The sequence below is a fragment of the Neptuniibacter sp. QD72_48 genome (assembly GCF_047778065.1).
GTDB lineage: Bacteria > Pseudomonadota > Gammaproteobacteria > Pseudomonadales > Balneatricaceae > Neptuniibacter.
In genome coordinates this window covers 511,920-537,340 of sequence record NZ_CP180547.1, presented here as the reverse complement: position 1 = coordinate 537,340, position 25,421 = coordinate 511,920, and the positions used below count along the sequence as shown (strand labels likewise).

The 25,421-nt window shown below is 45.7% G+C and carries 2 protein-coding genes; both read right to left on the bottom strand.

The genetic code is table 11. The features are described from left to right. Positions 1–8 precede the first annotated feature (8 nt). On the bottom strand, positions 9–24,500 hold the full coding sequence (locus tag ACMXYX_RS02225; RefSeq protein ID WP_415906439.1) for an LEPR-XLL domain-containing protein: 24,492 nt from the start codon (positions 24,498–24,500) through the stop codon (positions 9–11). Positions 24,501–24,632: 132 nt separating this feature from the next. Continuing rightward, on the bottom strand, positions 24,633–25,406 hold the full coding sequence (locus tag ACMXYX_RS02220) for a SapC family protein (RefSeq protein WP_415897455.1): 774 nt from the start codon (positions 25,404–25,406) through the stop codon (positions 24,633–24,635). Positions 25,407–25,421 lie beyond the last annotated feature (15 nt).

Genomic DNA, 25,421 nt, shown 5'->3' with positions numbered 1-25,421 from the left:
TATCCTAATTACTTACGAATATCTTCCCAGCTAACGTAACCAGATTTCTTATTTCTAGCTTTTAGCTGCGTTAATGATTCGCTATCAAGTTTAGAGCTTTCCTTCTTCGTATTGCCTTTATTCGCTTTCATTACGGCCCAACCACTGAAACCTGCTAGTGCAGCTTCTAGGCTGGCAGCAATGCCCGCTGACTCTTCATTGTCTTCAGCTTGTTCTGAAGTTCCTTCAGTAGCTTTGACTTCGGAGTCCTCGCCTTGCTCGTCTTTAACCTCTTCAGATTCAACTTGCTCTGCTTCAGGTGCAGCACATTCAGCTGAGGCAGCGCCCTCTTCGCCTTCAACCACTTCACCCTCAACAGTTTCAACATCTACAGGCTCACACTCTTGTTGTTGAGCGTCTTCTGGTAGCTCACCCTCTTCAGCTATAGCCCCTTCTGGTAGTTGCTCTTCCGAGTTTTCACCAGCTGCAGTTGGGTCAAACTGAATAACAACATCAACGCCCGGTGCAGCAGAACCACTGAAGTTTTGCAGATCACCTAAACGTCCCAAAGCAGCGATAGCATCATCACTTAGCTCTGTAGCAACGGCCGTACGGCTTCGTGCTACCTCACCTAGGTCAGAAGCATCGAAGATCTGCTGAGCAATGCTCTTATACAAACCAATTTGTGATGAACGGATTAAGTCGAGTGCGCCTTGAGCTAGTGTGATAACGAAGGTTGCCTGCTCACCAGATGTTTCTGCATCAGCAGCAAATGTATAACGAGCGTATTCACCCACCATCACATCTTCTGTGAAGCTGCCGTAGAACAGGTCACCGCCTGCACCACCAATCATGCGATCAAGGCCTGCTCCGCCGCGTAAGATGTCATCATCGCCATCTAGTGTATCGATCACTTCCAAATCTTTGGACTCAAGCACGATCGTATCGGTGTTACGCGTGACCATACCGGCATCACCGGTCATTAGGTCATCACCGGCTCCACCACCTAGCTCATCTTTACCGAAACCACCGAAGAGGATATCGCGGTCTTCACCACCCGTTAGCTTATCATCGCCACCAAGTCGGAAGTTATCCGTGTAAGCATTTAGATAACGGCCATTACCATCGTTTTTGATGTAGCCATCATCACCAATGATGATTGTCTCACCAGATTCGTTAGTAACCGTATCGTTACCTACACCTGCGATTGCTTGGTCATCACCAGAGCCTAAGGAGATAGTGTCATCACCACCTGTAGCATTGGTTGTATCAGTGCTTTCTAGGATATCGCGGATCCCAAGATTGAAGGTAATCGAGCCGTTATCACCGATAACGCTGTCATTGCCGGAGCTTACACTAATAGTGTCATTGCCGTTACCACCTAGGACAATATCATCACCTACACCAGACTCGATGGTGTCATCGTCGCCTAGTTCATGCTCAACCGTATAAGCCTCAGTAATAACTTCATCCTCACCGTATTTAAGGACACCGTTATCACCGATGATATGGTCATCACCCCCACCGGTAGTAATATTGTCTTCACCTAGGCCAGCGATCACACGGTTATTACCTTCGCCACCATCGATGATATCACCTGCAGTCGCATCCCCAGCTTCATCTACAGAGAAGAAGGTCTCAACGTTACCGTTACTGTAGAGCTTCATCTCACCGAAGTCGCCCATGATCCAGTCACCACCGGCATTACCCTCGATGGTATCGGCACCAGCGCCACCGAAGATACGATCGGAACCTTCATTACCTTTGATAAGGTCAGCTACACCTTCAGTTTGTTCTTTCGTTAGTAGACGAACAAAGCTATTTCCAGCCAATAATGCAGTCGCATGATCACCGAAGATAATGTCGTCATCACTTACGGTGATAGCGTCGCCACCATCGCCATTACCACCAAATAGATTATCAGCGCCGATACCACCCATAATTAGGTCATCGCCCTCATTACCTTTGATGGTATCGTTATCGCCGTTCACCAACTCAACGGTTGTAACTGAATCCAACGTTGTAATATCAGTATCACCGTCGTTGTAATCTACAACAGCATGGTCACCGATAAGGATATCGTGACCGCTGCCACCTTCAATATCATCCTGACCATGGCCACCCATGATGACATCGTTATCAGCACCACCTTTCAGAATGTCATTCGCTGCTTCGTCACGGTTTGTTGTGGTAATGCTAACCACTTCTGCCGTTGTTAGGATACGATTTGTACCCGCAACTTGATTAACAACACCTTTGTCACCAAAGATAATATCGTTGCCATCACCGCCATCAATCATGTCAGAACCAACCGTCAACGTATCTGCGGTTTCAGGGTTATCATTAACACCATCTGGCGTATTAACAACCGTTAGAATCTGAGTCGATAGGCTCAAGCGCTGAGTTAGATCTAAGTTAAAGCCGGCATCACCATAGATATGGTCGTCACCACCGAGGCCATAGATTTCATCATTACCAGATCCACCAGCAATATGATCACCATGGTTACTACCTGTCAGGGTATCGTTACCCTGACCACCGTAAATAACCACGGAACCTGTCGCACCGGAAGCATCAATCGTGTCATTACCCGCATTGGCAAATTCACGGCCTTTAGTCGTCTTCGCATCAGAGGTCGATGTGTAGGTAGAGCCATCCTGTACAGAGTCACCCAACAAGATTAACGGAGCTGATGCGCCGCCACCGCCAGTCACATAGATCTCATCATCACCGCCACCACCATGGATAACGGTGATTACACCTTCTGCTGTGCTTTGGACTGTGAAGGTATCGTCACCTTGACCATTCAACACTTCAACAACTTCAACGTCATTGTACTGAACGCCGCCTGCACCCATGCCTAATCCGGTAATCGTAGAACCCGTTAGGAAACCAGTATCATCAGATCGGCTGCCATCGTTGAACATATACAACGTATCTGTTTGCGCCGCTTCATCAGTATTGATATCAACAGTTGGCAACGCCTCATCTGTTTCAGTAGGTAGCATCACCGCTTTAGATAGCGCACGCTCTTTACCCTCTGGAACAGAACCTTCAATGATCAATTTACCGCGAATCTGATCCAAGGTATGAGGCTGCAACGGAGGATTTTGTACAGGCTGATTTGAAGCATCAGGTACATAATCAGGATTCACCGCAACAACAATTTCAATTGGAGAATCCCAATCAGCTGCGGTAAAGGTCACTGTGCCATCAGTCGCGTTAAAGCGAGGATCTACGCTACTTACGATAGTTTGACCATCAGTCAGCACATTAACAGTTACCGGATCTGTAGGTTCAGTACTGAGCACCAAACTGTAGTTATCCGTCTCACTGTTACTCACAATGGTAGAACCATTAGTCGGCGTCACTATTACGGTGCCCGTGTCATTATCGACAACGCTAACACGCAATTCATCAGTCACTACCGCATCAAATTCAGAACCTACCGCAAGGTCCGTTGTGGTTGTGAAAGTAACTGCTGAACGGAAGACATTCTCAACATCAGTATCGTCAACTGCAGTTACCGTTACTGTCTGAGCGTCATCCCAGTTATCCTTATCGAAGGTAAGAACCGTCTTATCAAAATCGATTTCGCCTGCAGCATTCTTCTCTGCAAGAACAACTGTGACGGTTTCGCCATCCGCTGGTGCTTGAGTCAACGCTACAGTGAAGGTATCACCAGAAGCAGCCCCTTCAACCACACGGGAATCAACATCAGACTGAGTAATGATTAGATCGGCTTGATCATTATCGTAAACAGTCACTTCAACGTTGTTTATATCTAGGTGATTAAAGTCAGGGTTATCACTCAATACACTGTGATTGATAACAACAGTACGTTCACCTTCGATCGCTCCGTCGTCCACACCTTTAACGTAGATTTTTTGCTTACGTAGCCAGTCATCCACGGAGCCATCTGCTGAAGTAGAATCAAAGTTCAGCACTAATGATTCATAGTAGTTAACACCATCAACGGATACCAAGATACTATCCGCAGGATCCCCTCCGCCAATCGTTGGAAGTTCTTTATCACTGCTAGAAGCGCGTGCTGCAGATACCGTTACATAAGCAATCGTAGCTGCTGTTGGTTTAGCCGCTGTTAGAGAAACTTCGTAGAAGTCATCTAACAGGCCATTTTCATCGACGACCAAACTGCCATCAACCATATCAACCTGAATCTTACCTGTTTCATCATCAGCAACATTCAGGGATACGCCATCAACGAAGATACCGTTAAAGCGAGGATCATCACTCCAAACACTGTGGTTAATAAAGCCACTGCGACCTTCTACGGAGTACGAAACAATATCTTCAGTTACATCACCGGCAACATTGAAGGTATCGCTCCCTAAACCGCCGATAATCGTTGTTTCAACATCTTCGCTAGTACTCAGAATAAAGAAGTTATCATCGCCTTCTAGGCCATCAACTTCAGCAAACTCGATACCCTCAAAGCCGATATTCAGGCCTGCACCGAAGATACCATCCTCAGTGATCATGAAATTATCATCAGCTTCTGTACCAAGCACAACTAGGGTGTCATTACCTGCACCACCGTCGATCTTAAGTGGAGCATTGATGCTGTATTGGATATCGTCAGCACCATCACCACCATATAGTTCGGTTTCACCGCCACCTGCTGTTTCGGTGGTGCCTTTCTTCAAGAAGGCACGAACAACAAAGGTATCGTCGTCATTTTCACCGTACAGTTTGGTCAATGCTTTGTTGCTGTATACCGTGATCTGATCTTCACCATCACCGCCATATACAACCATTGGTAAACTGTTACCGTTACTCAAGAAGCCTAGTGTTGTTTCTGTCGTTTCAATCTCATCACCAACAGCAACAAAAGGAGCTTGTCGATCAGCACCGTAAAGCTGACCAATCTGGAAGGTATCATTACCTGCGCCACCATCCAGCGTGGTGATACTGCTATTGTCATCACTGTAGAAACCATCATCACCGGCATGACCATTAATTGTCAGACGAGCGTTAATGTTTTCGTTGTAAGTGATGCGCTCTACATTGTTCGTAAAGCCCGCGTCCAGATCACCATGAAGGGCCGCAACAAAGTTGGCACGAAGTAAGAAGGTATCGTTATCAGCGGTACCATTGATGGTTAGGGTATCAGCACCACTATCACGAGCACCGGTATCTTCAACATCAATCACATAATCGGCATCGTTACCTGTGCGGTTGATAATGTAGCTGTCCGTACCGGACTCACCATCCAGAACTAGCTGTTCCGAACGACTATGTAGTTCGTTGATTGTAATCGCATCGTTATCAGCACCGCCCTCAATACGGGTATCACCAACCAACTGAAGGGCATCGATCAAGACGGTGTCTTCGCCTTCGTTACCATCGATAAGAACATCAACACCAGCGTGAGTTTCAGCAGCATCAGCAGAAACCGTTCCGTAGAACTGAATATTGTCATCGCCAGTACCACCGTTGAAGCTCATTTCAACATCAGCGATCATCACACCGGTAGCACTAACAATAATCGTGTCGTTCTCGGCGTCACCGCGGGTATGAATAGCATTATCAGCTGTAACCAAACCAGAGATGGTAATGGTGCTACCACCTGTATCAGCAACGCTCGTTAACGCTTCAGATAAGGTGAACGCATCGCCACTCACATCAATGCTATCTGCCAAGATATAAACATTAGTACCGTGAACGGTCGCACCATCTTCAATCAACAGATCATCACCTGCATAGAGGATAACGTCTGCTTCAGTCGTCAATGTCACGCCCGACTTAATGGTTAAGAAGTCAGCCGTCAGATCGGTGCTGTCTGTAGCAATCAGCTCGATATTACCTACAGCAGTAATATCTTCATCCTGTGTAATCGGGCTGTGAGTTACAACTCGGATAGCACCACCAGCACTAATACCTGGCTTGTTCACATCTAGAACACCACCGACGGTCAACGCGCCGGTATTATCCAACCAAACACTACCAAGGATCGCTTCAGCTTCTACGCCGCCAACTTCGGTCTTAATAGATTTATCCACAGCACCAATATTGTTAGCTGCTGCAAGATAAACTTTACCGGATGCAACGTTACTACCCGATGCTCGACCATTTAAGATACTGCCATCTGGAGCCGCTATAAACGCAGTATTACCGTTTTTAGCTTCAAGGGTATTCAGGTATAGATCACCTAAGGTTTCTGTGATGTAACTATGTCCATAACTCGACGTTGTTAAGGTCGCACCCTCAACAGAACCTGTATCGATATCCAGATCATTATCGGCCTCACCGATCGTGCCCAGAATCGTCACTAAGGTAATGCTTGCACCTTCAACATCCACTTGCGGTAGTGCACCATCAACTAGGCCATTATCAAGCGCATCGATAATAGACTGATGAGCTTGTAAGCGAACATCGCCGCCTGTTGATTTAACGTGATCAATGTTTAGGTTGCCATCGCTTTCTGCAAGATTGATATCACCAGAAGCTAATGCATTGACCGTACCGGTTGTAGCGGTAGGCGCTGCAACGATATTAACATCTAGGGCGTTATCAGCTTCACCGACGGAACCACCTGCAACAACTAGTTCTACACGGTTTGCGCGAATATTTTCATACTCGTTATCCAGCGCATCCAGCATTGAACCGCTTTCGGTTTCTAGGTAAACCTTATCGCTAGCTGCATAAATACCCGCAACATTCATATCGCCACTGGCTTCTTTCAGGTAGACGCCTTGGGAAGCGCGAGCGGTGAGCGTAGCGCCATCATTGAGATCGATACGCAGTGTTTCTGGAGAATCATCACTGCCGGTATAGATGCCACCTTGACCGCCTTCTAGGATCAGATGGCCACCACGGATAACTGTTGTATCCGAGCCTTGGCTCGAGGTAATACCATCTTTAACTTTGATGCGTACTGCATCATCTGCATTACCACCTGCAGTAATACTTGTTAGATCCAACTTGCCTTGAGAGCCAATGTACAAGTTAGTGCCAGCGTTGACTGTTAGAGTCTGCGTACCGCCTAACTGGGCATCATCAACGTTAATATCTTCACGCTGATCGATTGCAACATGAGTAATGGTAGAAGTTGTATAACGGCTGCTATCAACAACGACGGCACCACTTTGATCAACACTGTCATCAGCCAGAGAGGCCTCGATCAGATCGGACGTTAAGCGGTCGATCAGGTAGTTTACGCCATCAAGAGTAATTACATCGCCAACAACAAAGCTGCTATTCCAATCTTCAGATGCAGCGATGATTGTCTGATTCGTTGGCGAAGCCAGTACCTGGGCAACCGTTACAGTTTGAGCAACTTCACTGCTATCAAATCCAGAACTTAGAGTGATGGTATTCGCTGTAACAGAGGTAATTTCGAAGAATTCACTTCCTTCTGTAGCATTTGCACTATCACCAATCATGCGGATCTGCATACCTGCAGTAAATCCATCATCGATCCAAGAACCAGAACCGCGGGTAATTGTGCCAGATGAATTAATATCCACCTCAACGTTCTTACTTTCAATGCTGGTTAGGAAAGCGATATCTGAACGTTCAGCAGCAGCTAGGGCAAACTTTTCATCGTCTGTGTAGTCACCATCGGTTTCGATCGTAACGCCGCCAACTGCAGCACCTACACCTGCAGATGCACTTAGGCTAATTGTGCCGCCAGCAACAACGTTTGAATCTTCATTATCAGTTGTGCTGGTTACTGGTTTCAGTAAACCGGCACTAATTAGATTCATCAGTTCATCTTCGGTCCAAACTTTAATGCTACCTTCAATCGCATCAATTTCATCAGCGGTCAGGGTATAGCTGTAATTCGCATCATAAGCGCCTGCACCATACTCGGAGTGCAAAGTGTGGTACTGAGATGATTTCTTCGCTTCAAGGGTGGCTATAGCCGCATCAATTTCCGCAGCTGTATTACCTTGCTCTGCGTAGAATGTGCGGTAATAAGATTCCTCTTCTGAGGTCAGGCTAACGGCATCATTCGAATCATACACACCACCAAACTGCTCATTTCTAATCTGCCAGTAAGATTGGTACTCACTCTCTTTACCTGCCGCATAGACATCTTTAGCTTGTTGGATCTTATCGTTTGCACCAGTACCATCTGTCAGCTGCAATTCAGCCCAAACAGAGTTAATCAACTCTTCTCGTGTACGATCATCACGCTCCACGGAACTGTTAGCATCAAGCAGAGAACCAGCCAACACACTGATATAAACATCGCCTGTTTCAGCCGTTGCTTTAAACAAGTGCATATCACCGCTAGTTTCAGCTAAGTAGATATTTTGCTTGGCCCATACTTCAACCGCATCACGCAGTTCGGTACCTGAATCAAGTTTTAGTTTGTTTGAAGAGCTATTACCTACAGAGCCACCTTCAGCCGTTAAGGTTACAGCCCCTGCTGTAATCAAACCAGAACCGCCTGCAGCTACAGTGATACTTTGCTGAGCTTGGATAATGACATCAGAACGGTTACCCGCTGTAATCGTGTCGATTGCCAAACTACCAGTAAATTGATCCAGATAGATATCACCAGAAACAGTAGTAGCACTGAATGATGCAGAAGCATCATCAGTCTGATTCAAGGCCATCATCATCACTGCGCTACCGATATCATCTCGGGCGTACATGTTGATGTTTTTACCACCAACATAGGCTTCGCTGGACGTCATATATATGCCGCCGTTTTCAGCCTCAACCACTGTAGTACCAGTTGTATTTGCCAACGCCCCTCTTAGGAACAAGTCAGAGCCATCACCCGTGGTGGTAAGATCGATTTTTCCTTCGCTATAACCTTGGAACTTAATAGTAATATCATTATCTGCACGGATATCATGGATATGGGTTTCAGCAACCTTCTCTTCCTGTACATAATGAGAGTAATACGTCTTCTTGCCGTACCAAGTACTAGTCGTCCAATGATCTTTTTCATATTCATTGGAGGATAAGGTCGTCTCTTTCTTATCGTAGTTATAGTTATTCAGCTTATTAGCCGATGTATCCAAGAAGTAATAGATCCCTTCATCAGCTAACACTGGTTGACTATCGATACGCTCATGATCCCAACTGATATCTGCCGGATCAGGCCACAAGAAGTCAATCCCCCATAGAGAGGATGAAGACAGAATAGTTTCTCGATAGATAGATTTATCAACATCAATAGCCCAACCTGCACGCCAAACGCCATTAGCTGAATTACCAACTTCATAGTCAAGTTGGCTAGCTATCGCACTGCTGTTGACAGTAACAACATCACCAGACTGGGTAGTTATCGTCGCTCCATTTGCTGTTTTTGTATAAACCGCTTCGACGATAACATCGACACCGTTTTCCTGGATAACCGTTTGATGAGTATAAGTTGAAGACTTACCTTCAAGGAACAACAGTGTTGTTACACCAACTTCATGCCCTGCAGACTTCAAGTAATTAATTACCGATTCATTACCTGTTGTCGTCGCATCCCCAAAGGCAGTTTTTTCATACATAGTGACCTTAGGCTCACTACTGCTACCTTTGGCTTTATCGGCCATGATCAATGTTCCCGCACCGCGTTGCGATACATCTAGGCCTAAGATCTCAATATCATAGTTGGAGGAGTTAGCTACACTGATCTTACTATAACCGCTCAATAGACGTACTTCGCCTTTGCCTGTATTCAACAGGTGTCCGCGTAGTTCAATATCACCACCGCTGGCACGTACTTCGTCAATCAAAATACGTTGATTTTGAGTATCCCAGTAAACACTGAAGAAACGATTAGAAAGGTCTGTTAATTTAACTAGCCCTACAGAGCTAGCAGTAACATTGCTACTGATTTTAGCCGCATCAATATCTGCTTGAGTCAGTTCTAGCTCAATATCTTGCTGGCCACTCTGAACAATACCATTGAGGTTGATATATTCGGCATCAATATAAACTCGATCACCATAAATCATTGACTCATCGCTAGGCGACTGATTTAGAATGTCTGATACATCTGCATCACTAATTTTACCGACACCTTCACCTTTACCAAAATCAACATTCTTAGTAACGGTACGTGTGCCTTCTAAAGTGATACCAAAGATTTCGTAGGTATAAGTTTCCTCAACCTGCATAGTGATGTTTTCACCTGGTGATTTTTCGCTCCAGATTGAATATGGTTCACCACCTGTACTAATGTCGGTAAGACCTGTAATAAATACACTGCCACCGGCAACAATGTTTAGATCCTTAGAGCGGATCTCCGCAGTAATCTTAATATCACCGCCACTAACATCATTTTGAATGTTAACTAAGCCATTCAAGTTCTCAATATCACCAACAATTTCGATGGATGGCGTTGGAACTCTTGCTGTTTCTATAAACTCTCCTGTATCAGCATCATAAATATCATTCAAACCGCCTTCATATAAGTTGATGATGTTTATCTCAGGATCGCCTGCAGAACCACTATCAACGATGGTGTAATCTTTACCGGTTGAATCTGTAACTTCGATACCGTTATGGAATAGTCCGCCTGTAGACTCAGGAATAGATGCTCCATGAATTTTTAAGAACGCCGGAGAGTTATTTATAATCGAAATGCTTGCATCACCTGGCGCATCAAATGTACCGCTTCCCACTAGGAAGTCGCTTCGTACATTGATGATCCCAGCTTCTGCCCACATAGGCGCTACTTCAATCGTGATCACTGACTGATCTATACGGTTTTTAACAACAGTGCCATCATCTCCCACCACTACCTGCAGTAAGCCCTTAGCAAGCATTTCATTTTCTATACGAAGAATTTCCGTCTCATAAAACGCTTTTAATTGTGGATCACTGTATTGATATTGAGCATAGGCTTTCCTTGCTTCCGCAAGCTCTGCACTCAAAGTAGACTCTAATGCCTGTGAAGTAATTGTATACTCAACACCTTCTGAAACAGATGAAATAACAGGGTTACCGGTCGCATCTAGCCCATCGATAATTAACTCTTGATGACGGTTAATACCCGTTTCGATTGTTCCGTTAACTGTAACCGTACCTGTCGCATCAGAGTGGATATAACCATCATACTGCTCGGCACCGCCACCACCAGTAACACTATTGATTGCATCACCAGCAGCGCTCGCCCAATTCACCGCTTTTGCTTTACCAGTCATATGTGCAAGACCGAAGTCTTCAGCATATAGATTGGCATCACGAGCGGTCTTAAGATGAGCGCCTGTATCCACCGTAATTGAGTTAGTCTGCACCAACGTAGAAGAAGCATTGACATCATCAATTGGGATTGCACTACCTGCAAAGCTATCGGTGCGTGCTTCGATAGTGTATTGGTCACGTGTTTTATCAGTGCCGATACCCGCTAACAAGTTCAGATCACCAGCCGCTTCGATTTGAACATTGGTGCCAACATTCACTTGGTTAACCGGCTGGATATTTACAGTAGCGTCCGCGATACCTACAGTTGCGGCACCGTATGTATCCATATTTACTTGTGAAGAAACAGTACCCTGACCACGGGCTGAGAAAGTCACATCACCAACACTGCTTAACTGAGCATCACTGCCAATGGATACTTGGCTTAAATCCTGACTGGTAGAGATATTTGCATTAGCACCTACACCCGATGCAAGGCCTGCAGAGGTTAGGGTAATCTTATCCTTAACATCCAGTTTATTTAGCGCCGCAATAGATAGATTACCCGGATCAAACGCAGATCCAACTACATCCAACTTAGCTCCAGCGCCAACATCCACCGTAGTATTGATGCTCAGATCGATATCGCTATCTGCGCCAGCTCCTGCAAGAGCGCCGCCCACTGTGCCATCAATACCCGTCTGATTTTTACTCAAAGCGTTGGTAGCTGAGATATCCATAGAGCGAGCATCCATATCGGCATTCGCTCCAATAGAGACACTGACTGTGGCATTAACATCGTGATCTGCTTCAGCGCCGCTACCCGCTAGGGCACCACCGCCTACAGTGCTAATTTCACCATTGAACTTAGCTATATGATCCGCAGTAACCATTACCGCACCATCAGAAGCATCGTCTAGATCAATACTACGACCAGACGTATGGCCGCCATCAATGATCGCATGAGTGTTGCTGGTGTTATTCGTTGTCACTGCTGCACCAGCCCCAGCTAGCACACCGCCACTACCGGCATCAGCTACAGCGAAGTTATCATCATTACCTGTAGCAACTAGATTTAAGCTACCGCCATCGATATCAACATCAGACGCAATACGCGCCGTGGTTGTAGTGTTAGAAGAAACAGTCGCTGTACTCGCGCCCGCAGCCACAATACCACCGGTATTGCTATCGGAGTTCGCTTTCTGGCGAGTCTCAGTAACCGCCGCAATAGTTACGGCACCTGCAACAACCAAATTAGAGTTTGCCCCGATGATGCTCTCAACCACACTAGTAGTTGATACTTCACTTAGCGTTGCGTTCACTCCTACTAGCGAACCTGAAGAGCCGGTAGATTCAGCACTAATGCCATTGCCGCCATCTTTTACATCGGTAGCAGCCAATACATTAAGGGCTGCAGCATCAAGATTGATACTACCCTCAGTACCGTCAGCAGATCCTAAAGTTGCAGAAACATTAGCATTAACATCAACATCGGTCAGAGATACACCAACGGTTAAACCACCAGCAGAAACACCCAGCATATCGGTCTCAATCTCTGGAGTAGCAACCGCAGATACGGTAACAGTTCCTGTTACATCAATATCAGAGCCTTTACCTATACGAGCAGATACCGTTGGAGAGTAAGAGATATTCGCATCATTACCAGCTCCTGCGCCTAAACCTGCTGCAACTGCAGTAACCTCTAAATCCACATTAAGATTATTAACAGCCGTTACATTGACATCTGTAACCGTGAAGCCAGAAGTGCTGCTTTGCCCAACCTGAGCATAATCACCTAAGTAAGCTGTAGTTGAACCAGAAACAGAAACATCACCAATAGCAGCACCTGCCGCAGCAACACCCGCAGATACACCAACAATATCGATGTTGATATCACGATTCGCTGCCGCGTTAATATTTAGCGCACTCGCCTTAACAATTTGCGCGCCATTGGCATCACTCGTGCCATTTTCAATATAGGCGGACTGGTTGCTGCTATCGTTTAGCACTGCAACCTGAGCGCCGAGACCCACAGTACCTGCAGAACCACCGTAAACTTCGATATCAACGTCAGTCGTGTAATCAGCCTCAACTGTAACCGCACCACTTGTTTCAATAGAACCTGCATTGCCAATCCAAGCGGTCGTATTACCACCTAGAGATGTAACAGATACCGTACCACCGACACTAACGCTACCACCCACAGCAGCACCGCCAGTTAGAACATCAACATTAATGTTCTCATCCGCTTTAACAGTCACTGATGCGGTAGACACCCGCACACTACTACCATCTACGGGATTAACACCATCAACACCTTGGATGGTAACGGCGTCGCCAATATAAGCACGTGTACTATATGGATTGCTGTTATCAGCCTTAATATCTAAGGTTGAGAAGGAGCCACTGCTTAGTGTGCTCTCACCTTTCGCTTGTGCTCTCTGTGCAGAGCCGTCACTGCCTAAACCACTAACAGTACTATTACCAAAGCCTGAAGCTACGCTCGATTGTGAAGCCGATAGTTCATTATCATTATCACCATCTGGACCCGTGCCTATTGAGATATACGACACCGCCCCGCTGATCCCAGCTGTTGCGCCACCGGCAAAAGCCAAAACATTAGATTCAACATTCTTAGTCGCTGTCGCTTCTACACGAACAGCACCTACAGTTGTAAGAACTGATCCCGCACCAATATGGGCATCGACTGTGTTATTAATGGTGATTACGTCAACTGAAGCACCAGCTCCGCTACCACCAACAGATACGGAGCCAATAGCACTCCAACTTTCTTTGTTTACATCAATTACATGATCAGCGGTTACCGTAACACCTTGAAGTGCAGTAACACTGGTAGAATTACCTAAGTATGCGGATGTATGAGAAGTGCTACTTAATACACCAACCGATGCTGCCAAAGATACAGCACCACCAGCACCAGCACCGATAAGGGCATCAGAGCTTTCTTTGGCATTTGCGGTTACTGAAACTGTACCACCTATTCCACCAACACCATCTGATTCCGAGACTAGAGCACTACTGCCTGACGTATACGCCTTAGTAGTACCCTCAAACAGAGCCACACTAACAGATGCACCCGCACCTACTGTGCCTAGAGCCGCTGAGAAATCATCAAAACTCATATCAACATCAGAATCAGCGCTGATTGAGATATCACCGTAAGAATTAAGATCAGCAGCATTAACATAGGCTTCTGTCAGTGAACTAGATTTAAAGGCCGATGCTGTTCCTGATGCGCCTACATAAAGTCCGCCACCCGCACTTACAGCTACTGTATCTAAATCTTCATCCGAAACCGCGGAAACGCTTATACCTTCAGCAGCATAAATATCTTTACTGTTGCCATTGCCATCAACGTAAGCACGAGTTGTATTGTTGATAAAGTTAGTATCGACAGTTGCTGCTGCAGCACCGGCTCCTAAACCAACAGCTAAAGTTCCACCGCCACTAACAAAATCAGTTTCCTGATGGGCATTAACCTTGAGGTGCTTACCGCGGTCTGTTGAGTTGTTAATTGTGGAATTATTTACACGAGCTTCAGACGTATTCGCAACACGGTTAACCAGTACGTTTGCAGCAAGACCAAAGCTACCGGAAACACCTACTGCACCAGCATAAGACTCAAGGTTAGTCGCAACGTTAGAGCGCACAGATACGCCATTAACTGTCTCTGTTGAACCAGCATTGGCAGAAGTTTTAACTTCAACACCGTCTCCCAATCCTTTAGCGACAACCGTCGCATTATCGATGTATGCATAAGATTCGTTATCTAATTGATTAACTGTGACAGCACCACCGACACCAACTCCCCCAGAGCCAGCGATAGAACCAACAATACCCTCTGACGTATCTTTAGATTCAGCGTAAACCGAAATACTCCCGTCAGTTGTGACAGTCGCTGAGTCAATGAAAGCATTTACCTGACTTTCCAGTAGGTTCGCACCTGCAGAACCTGCAACACTCGCAGTACCAGAACCAGCTACGCTGGCTACTAAAGTTTTCACGGTAGAATCAGACAGGGATTCGATCACGATATCGCTACTATTGCCCGCAGTAATCGTAACCGTCGTGCCTGAACCAGAGATACCTGCAGAAATATTATTAGCAATTTCGTTATAGGCCACTGCTCCACCAACAGCACCTGAACCAGAGCCTGCAATGACAACGGCTGCTGAGCGAATAGTTGAAGTATCTGTAGCACGAACAGTCATATCACTGGTTGTCGTAACTTTAGCGCCGTTTGTGATCGAAGCTTCTATATTTTTCTTGATCCAGTTAAGCGACAAAGCGCCAGAGCCAGCAAAAGTACCTGCGCCTGATGCGCCGACTGCAAGTGAATTAATATTGGCATTAGCAATGGCGTTCATTGCCAAACTGCCAGCATTCACCGTGGCATTATCAATATAAACTTTCGCAAAGTTCTTACGATCAGAAGTTGGATCGTCCGGATCACCACCAATGTAGTTATAAGCAACAGCGGCACCAACAGCCGCTGTGCCCGCACCTGTAAGTCCAGCGGATAGAGAATTCAAAGTTGCTTGGTCAGACGCACGTAAACTTACGCCTCCAGCATTAGCAGTGACTGTTGCACTATCAGCTATGTATGCTTCGACCTCATTACGAATCCAGTTGAGGCTCAATGCACCAGCAACTGAAGCAGTACCTGCTCCAGACCCACTGACAGCAAAACTCCAAATCTGAGCATCTAGAATTGGATCAGGATTTTCGTCTGGATCTGCGGCATTTGCAGCATATGTATCTGCTTGAGAAGAAGCCGTTCCAACCGTTGGCAATTGATCCGTATTCAGAACCTCTGCCGCAACATTCACATCACCCGTAGTCGCCGTCGCTGTTGTACCAGAGCCTTCGATACTTGCACTAATGCTGCTACGCATATCATTCGTAGCTGAAGCAATGGCACCCGCACCCGTTCCAGAACCAGAGACACCGCCAGCAACAATAATCATAATTGGTGTAACTGATGCGCTGACATCTACATCAGTATGCGCAGTTACATCCGCACCGCCTTTGATCGAGGCATTTACGATATTGCGCATAAAGTTAATAGATACCGATCCTGCTACCGCTATATTGCTTGCTCCTGCGGCACCAGCAGTAACATTAATAATGCTTGCATCAGCATGTGCCGTAACTTCTACTCCTGCAGCAGAAGAATCAACTTGAGAATTATCAATATACGCAAGTACCTGCCCGGCATCATCGTTCAGTCGGCTACTATCCACTGTGCGGCTCGGATCATCCGGAGTACCACCAATATAGTTATAAGCGAAAGCAGCACCTACAGCACCATTACTAGATCCCGCAGCTCCGACAGCAACACTGATCATATCCGCATCATCACGGGCATTAACTTTGATATCATCGGTCGCATCTACATCAGCACCACCGCTGATATATGCTTGAACATTGTTATGCAACCAGTTCAATGAAATTGCAGCACCCGCTGCAAAAGAGTTTGCATAGGCACCAGCAACGGTGACATTGATGATTTGCGAGCTTGTATCGGTTTCAGTTGGAAGCTCAGCGGTATCAACCCCCAGACTACCAAGATCCGCTGCCGTCGTAGGCGCAGCAAAACCGGCAGTAACAGAAACATTGCCAGCAGATGAATTAACCGTAGAACCATCGATATAGGCCTTGATGGTATTACCCACATCCGTTGTAGAGATAGAAGCACCAAATGCAGCCCCGCTACCCGCGCCAGCGCCAGCGCCAGCGACAACAACCATTGTTGTGCTATCAGCAGCAGAAACAGAGATATCCCCAGAGGCATGAAGACCTTTATTCGGCGTTGAAGATGCCGATGAGTCTTTACTATTCGTTACTTTAGCTTCAACCGTATTGGTCACTTCGTTGACCGATACTGAACCACCTAATGCAAAGTTTTCAGCGCCCGACGCACCCACTGCTACGCTAACCAATACCTCTTCAGCAATCGCAGTAACATTGATATTGGAACTCAATCCGGTCATGTGGATAAGTGAGTTATCCACTTCGGATGTGATTGTATTACCAATCAGGTTCACACCTATGCTTGCACCGATAGCAGCTTTACCTGCTACAGCACCGGCACCGGCGATCCCTACACTTGTTGAAGAATCTTGCGCGATAACAGAAGTCGATGTGTTATCACCTCGACCTTCAATCGTACTATCAATTACTTTGGCAGATACTGTATTAGCTGTTTGATTGGCTGAAACCGAAGCAGCAATCGCCAACTTGTTAGTACCTGTGCCACCTAAAGCAATACCGATTAATGAACTGCTCTCTAACGCTTTAACCGTAACATTACCGTCAGTTCTGATCGAAGAACTCTCAACACGGGCTTGAACTGTATTGGTCATAAAATTCAGCGCTAACGCAGCACCTAAACCGGCTTTACCACCGCCAGCAAAACCACCCGCGAAAGAGAAGATTGAAGAATCATCCAATGCAGACACAGTCACATCGCCTGAAGAATCTACAGTCGAAGTTGTATTCAAAATAGCCGCTTCAACATCAGTATCAACCATATTGATAGATAGCGTTCCCGCTAGGCTCAAGCCACCTGTGCTATCTTTTGAAACTCCAGCAGAGCCTGTTACCGCGACAAGTAATCCATCCGCTTTGGCATTTACATCTAAGCCAGATGCATATTTAAGGCTATTAACATTATCAATCTTCGATGTAACAGAGTTTTCAATCTCAGAGAAGGCAACAGAAACACCTGCGCCGGATTTACCACCAAATCCAGCAGCACCCGCAACTAGAATAAGATTACTTGAATCATCTGCATGCATAGACAGATGACCGTTCACTACAACGGTAGGCGTGTTAGTAATGCTTGTTTCAGTAGAATAAGTAATACGTGTTACAGCTACTGAACCACCAACAGCAGTTCCTTGTTGACCTGTAGCACCAGCAACACCTACATTGATTGACACAACCCAGCCTGTGCGGGTCGCATCCATATCTAAGCGAGGCGTAGTAATAGTGCCAGCATTATCGATAAATGCCGCGCTCTTACCGCCAATCAGGTTAATGCCAATAGCACCCGCAATACCTGTTGCAGATTTACCTGTACTAGCTGAAGAGATTGCAGCAGAACCTGCAAGAGAGCCTATCGCAGTCGAATCATCTGACTTAATCGTAATCGTGCTATCGCTATCAGTCGTAGTTACATCACCACTTGAATCGATATAAGCCCAAACATCATCTTCAACATAATTGATAGTTACTGAGCCAGAAATTCCGATACCCGATTTACCCGCATTTTCGCTAGCTGTAGAGCCACCCGAAGAACCTGATGAACTGTCCGTTTCACCGAAGCGTGCTTTAAGTTCAGCAATAACGTTGTCGTAATTTTTTTGGTTATTCGGCAGTTTACCCGGATCATCTGTTTCGCTCTTAGAGCCATCCGAATTATTCTGACTAACACCTGTACCACCGGTTTCAGACGTAGAGCTACTAGATGTTTTGGCACCAGAGATAGCAAGCGATCCGATAAAGCCTTCGTGATCGGCTTCAACCGTTAGATCACCAGCAACAGTTACAGAACCTTTAGTTGTCGCAACATCTTCTCCATCTCGAGCACCTATTAATGCTTCGGTTTCACGGTCAACGATATTGCCAGAAACAGCGGCACCTACACCCACGTGCTCAGATGAAGCTATACCACCAGCAACGGTAATTAGGTAGGCATCATCTTTAGCTTTAACCTGCAAAGATGGACCACTTCCACCGATATCGCCACTACCTACATTGATAGTCGCGCCTTCCGCGATCTGTGCGATCGTGCTGTTATCAATCTCGTTGATGATAACTGCACCATTGAAAGCGATATTGTCAGACTGACCGCCAGATGCCCCAAAGGTTACGCCTACAGTTTCATTATCAGCGACAACTTTAAGCGCATCTGCATCAAGCAAAACGCCATCTTCAATTTTAGCTGTCGAGTTACCTGTGAAACCATGATATAGAACGGTTAAACCCGCAGCGCTACCACCATCGGCAGAAGATGAACCTGCACCACCGCTATCCCATTCTGGCTTCCAAGTACGCTGTTTATTATCGCCCGAGCCTGTTGTATTACCTGACGAAATACCCGGTGTTTTAAAATTACCACCCAAGGCTGCTAAGTGATTTACGCTATTAGCGGTAACCACCACATCTCCTGGAGCTCCAGCTTCTGTTACTATACGTTGATTAATCTCGGCACCAGACTTAATACGAGCATCAGAATCCTGTTCAATAAACATAGCTGTACCAGCGCCAGCCAAAGACAGTTTCTGCCCTTCTGCTGTTGCTACTGACCAGCTATCAATCAGGTTGTTATCTAAACCTAAATTGCCGTCTAGATAAGTAGTTAGTTGTGCAACATAATCAGTTGCTTTTTCGCTAAATGGATTTAGTTCTTCCCAATCGCCAGAGCTAAAATCGACTGTAGACAGATCAATATTCGGCTCATGAGTCCCTGTATATTTGTAGAACGAACCAACGTTGCCACCGGCAGTATGCCCCTGTTTAACCTCTACCACACCTTCAAGTGCAATCGTTTGAGCATAATCTTGAGTCGTATCGTAGTCAGCCTCTAAAGTAGTTCCTGACACAAGCGGAGCAATTAAATTTGCCCCCCAAAGGCCTGTAGGATCAATTTTGTTTAGCGCCTGAGAGTCAACCGTCAATGTACCTTCAGTGTCAACCTTAGCCCCACTATTGATAAATGCATCGGCATCATTTTCAAAAATACCTATAACCAGGGCTACTGATCCACCATTATTGGCTTGCGGGCCTTTAGATGAATCACTAGCATTTTCATCCTCAGCACTAGAAGACGCAGATACGTCTGGTCGCGACTCAACGATGGCTTTGACTGTAATGTCGCCAGATGATCGAATATCACCGCTATCACCATCTCCATCTGAGCCACCATCACCAATGCGTGCATCCGCATTATTCTTATCTATAACAACGGCTGTACTGAAGCTAGCATCAAATTTCCAAGGATCTCCTGGCGGCTCAGAACTTAATTTGCCTTTAATAGCGTTGGATACATTCGTTATGAATCCACCTGTCAAGCTATCTACCCCAGCAGTCATTTTTTCTTTAGCTGTGGCCTCAGTATCTTCTACTAAATTTCCTTTAGAATCTGTGCCTGTGGAAGAATCGGCCTGAACACCGTTCACTAGAGTAGGGATAAAGACTAACTCAGTAGCTTCAATTGCAGACTTTTCCATTTCGGCTGTAACAGAAATACTATTGGAACTGTTTACGGTGCCATCAAGATAAGCATTAGTACTGCCATCTTCATAACTGAAAGCAAGAGCTATACCTAAAGCACCGGTATCACCCGATACCGATCGAGCCATAGTTCGGTTTTTATCAACCGTATTAGCATCAACAGTTAAATCGCCGCCGACATTAAGAATGGCATTGTCTTGTACATGTGCAGTAGATTCAGAATTGGTTACGCTGATAGCAACACTGGTCGCTATAGTGCCTGCAGCTGTAGGATCCGCGAGAACGTTAGTGGTGTTATCCACATTCGTACGAACAATAAGATCATCAGTCGTTGTGATCTGCCCATCAATTTCAACTTTCGCGGTGTTATCGATTACACCCGCGGCACCTGCAAAAGCCCAACCTGTTGGTGATGCTGAAACATTAACAATCGACGTCGCATCCGCAACAAAGTCTTCAGCTTCAATTTCAGTTTCTTTACCAATTTTAACTTGAGCATTACCTTTCGCATAAGATACTGCGGCAAACAAAGCGAAACCTTCTGCAGCTTCAGCAATGCCTTCCAGACCGAAAGCTAGATAGTCATCTAGAGCAAAATCCCAGTGATCAGTATCTTTGATGTAATGTTGAGCATTAGCACGGGCATAAACAACAACATCGCCACCTTTGATAATTGTATGTTCACCACCAGCACCTTCGGTCTGTCCGATTGTCACTATCGACTCAATAAAATCGATATTGGCAAAACCAGAAGTCCAATCTAGACGGTCATCCAGACCATAAATCGTAATATCACCGGCAGTACCTGCATTATCGTCCTTAGCGATTAATTGAGCACCCTCATCAATTGTGATGTTGATACCTTCAAGATAAATATCACCGGACACTCCACCATTTACGCTGGTATCAATGGTAAAGCCTTTTATTTCGATAGTGTCTGCTAATAACTTAAGGTTCGTGCCGGACAAAGTAATATTTTCGTCAACGACCAACTTATTCTTATTACCGTCACTATCATCAGTACCTTTTAAGGTCTGAGTGCCAGCCACACCACCGGCCCATGATACCCATTCGAAATCTGACTGTGTTACTAAGCCATCTGTATCTAATACAACAACTTCATTTTCTGTACCTCCACCAACATCAATGGTGACCTGATCGGCACCAGCAGTAAGGTTCGAAACATCAAGAATAAAGGTGTCATTCTGTGCCCCACCTTTTAGCGTATCTGCACCACCACCTGTGGCTAAAGTAACCGACGTCAAACTGTAGTCAGAGGCATCTAACGTATTAGCACTAACCCCACCAGAAAGAGTAATTTTCTCTATATTTTGCAGGGTATCCTCTTCATCACTACCAATCACAAGCTCAGCTTCATGATCATCCGCTGGGAGAGAATCTCGTAGCACCATATCAAGATCGAAGGTTTCAGACAGATGGTCATGACCACCCTGACCATCAATAACATCGGCACCACGACCACCACTTAGAAGGTCTGCACCACCCGAGCCAACTAACGTGTCATTACCATCCTCACCGGATAAACTAACGCTACCTGTTCCCAAAGTATCGCCGGTTACAGAATCAGATCCAGATTCATCCGAGAACGTAAGTCCTAAATCCTCTGCGGTCGTAGTGTTGTTAAGGGAGCTTATTTCAGTAATGGCATCACCAATACTAGAGATTTTGATAGAAATGCCATCCAACACAGCGGTAATCGAAGCATCTGCATCAGTAATCTTCTCTAAGACATCCTCAATAGTGTTAGCCGTACTTAGATCTATCTCGATATCAGTAGTGCCTAACTTAATAAGCAGGTCATTACCTTGGCCTGTACCAACACCAAAGCCGTTGTTTAGATAATACAACTGAGTCGTAACATCAACATTGCTAAAACCAGACGCATCCAGCGTATTAGCGCCAATACCGCCTGTAAGTTCGGCACCTTCGATACCCGACAAGGTATCGTTTTCGGTACTAGTCGCAGCAACTGCCGCATTCTGAAGCGATTCAGAGGTAAGATAAAAGTGACGATCACCGGTTTCCGACAAGATGTCATTACCTGTCCCACCATCAATATCATCTTCACCGGCACCGCCAGAAAGAATATCGTTACCGGACCCACCTTTCAGAATATCAGCGGCTGAACCACCACGGAGAATATCATCACCGGAACCCGCATCCAGCGTTACAGAACCAGAGAATCCGGAGGCATCCAGAATATTAGCGCCCTGCCCTGTAGTAAGTTCTGCTTGCTCAACATTTGTGACCGTATCGACTTCGGCAAAATGCTGAGTAATCGCTACTGAAGCTGAACCTCCCGTGAGATGAGTATCATCCAGAGTCAAATCAGCTACATTGCTGTTAGCAAGATCGCCTGCAAAAGAGATCGTCCACTCAGTAGTACCATCGACAGGATCAGTAGAGGCATCCATATCACCCAGTGCTACAGTGATATCTTGTTCGCCAACATTAGATAAGCTACGAAGAGCTGCTTTAATTTCAGCAGCAGAAGCGTTATATGCAATGGCGGAGGTTGTCTGGCCATCAAAGGTCAGCGTAAAGGTTCCGTCAGTAACACCCGCTAACGAGATCAGCGCAGTTTCGTTTTTGCTAGACGTTAAAGTGGAACTAGCAGCAGTGCCAACTAATGCAAAATGGCCATTACTACTTTCAACCAAGGTATCAACACCACCAAGGCCTTCGATAGTATCGGCACCTAAACCACCCGTTAATATATCCGCTTGTTCCGAGCCAGTGATATTATCGTCACCAGCCCCACCATCAACAGTTACACTTCCAGCGAACCCACTCGCATCAATAGTATTTGCCGAATCACCACCGGTAAGCTCTGCAGATTCAATACTGTACAAAGTGTCGTTATCATTTGGAGAGCTAATTTGCCCCCCCGCATTCATTGTACCAGCCTTAAATTCAGCATCTCCGGGACCACCTGCTGCGATGAGCATATCTTGGTCAGTTGATGCGACATAAACATCTGCGCCCGCACCACCATAGATGGTATCTTCACCTTCACCGCCAATAATGCGGTCCGCAACACCAGTACCTGTCAATGTATCAGCGCCAGCACCGCCATCTATAGTTACACCATTATTAACACCACCTGAGCCAACAAATGCTGAAGCATCAATAACGTTATCGCCATCACCACCAGTTAGAGAAGCACTTTCAAACCCATCAATTTCATCTTCACCAACACCGTCATAACTTACCAATGAACTTGTTAGCGTTATACCCGCGTCACGATTAACAACTAACGTATCGTTACCGTCACCACCATGAAGCTCATTGGCATTATTGTTACCGGTAATAACATCATCATAATCAGAACCAACAACGTTATCGAAACCAGTCACAGAGGCAAAACCAGTCGCATAGCCACCAGCTAAATCGACCGTTACACCAATACTATAAGAAGAATAATCTAAGGTATCACCAGCAGAACCGGTTAGGTTTTCAACACCTGTAAAATTAACAGCTTCAGGGGCATCAGCAGCATAAGAAACAGAACCAGAATAGGTATCAGTTAATGACCAAGACGCTGTAGTTGAATCATTTACAACAGTATCATCGCCATCTCCCCCTTCAATGTTAGCAACACCGGTAAAATTAAGATTTCCTTTATCAGCAGTACCACTACCTGTACCCGTTAAGCTCCACTGTGTATCAGCACTTGTGCCTACAACTGTGTCATCACCAGTACCACCATTGAAGTTAATCACCAGCCCTGTGGTGTCATCTAGCAGACTATTCTCGAGGGTAAGAGATTCATCTTCATCATTAACACCATTAATAGTAAGGCTATCTAGGACAGTCGCACCGGTATCATCAATAAGGGTATATTCCTGAAGCACGGCAGAGTCTTCAGAGTCGGCAGAGTTATCAAGAATCTGAACGAGGGTAACGTCGTCTTCTTGAAGTAAACGAACTGTTAAATCAGCATTAGCAGCTGCTGCAAAAACAGGATCGGCAGACAAGAGCAATCTAGGCTCCAAAGACTCAAGCCTAAAGCGATCATTTCGCAATGCATTTTTGGCGGAAGAAGGCCTTTGGGGGCCTTCGTTTGGCACTCCTAAATTAGCTCTGTTAACTGCATTCCAAAGCCTATTTTTTGCCGTTTCATTCCTTTTAATCGCCATACAATTACCCTCTATTGGCCCTACCGAAGACCATTCTATAAATGCCGAAAAACCGGATCGACGCTGCCACATCTCTCCGGTTTAAAATAAGTCTTAAAAATCAGAAGGGTAGCGCAATCACCACCCTAAAACTCAGTGCGTCACTTCGTCTGAAGCTCCTGCATTATCATCAGTGGAAACTGCTGTTGTACCAGAAACTTTTTCAAGCATCTTGGTAAAATTACGCATTGACTGCAGATGAACATAAATGAGTTCCAACTCATCCGTTTTAGCTAATTCAGCAAAGGTTTCTGGTGCTAAACCTTTAAGCTTTTCACGATTTACAGCTTGGAAACCTGTTACTGTGCGCTTCTCGCCAGCTGGAGTAGTGAACTGCGCCCCCATAGGCTCAAGTAAATCAAGCTCCTGAAGCTTTTTCGCAAAGGCTTTTGTACGCTGATAATGAACTTGATATTCTTTCAGGAAATCCAAAACCGAGCTTAAATACTGTGTTTGCTCGCCATCAGCATCGAAAAGTTTTTCTCCACGACCTTCCTGATTGCAACCTTCAAAACCTTCATCAATACAAAGCGTCAATGTAGAACCATCATCCGCACTAGAGAAAACAAATGGGTAGCGACGAATAAATGCAGGGATATATTTCGCTTTCCAACCACCATCTTGGTCTACATAGAGGTTTTCCTGCTCTCTTACACCCATCAGAACAACAGGAAGTAAATTCTCGCCTTCACCTGCAAAAACAACGCAATACTCTTCTGCAGCATTAGGAAACTCAACAGCCATAAGCGGAACTGAATTTACCGCCTGAGCAAAACCATACTGGTTCCCTGCCTTAACTGACCAATCTGCATGACGCTGCTTATTGATTGGCTGAACATCCCCGTAAATCAGTAACTGTGTTGTCACGATGAATTTCCTTCA

What these genes read in the sequence shown, in the direction of transcription:
- ACMXYX_RS02225 (WP_415906439.1), bottom strand. Translation starts at nt 24,500, where the DNA reads ATGGCGATTAAAAGGAATGAAACGGCAAAAAATAGGCTTTGGAATGCA.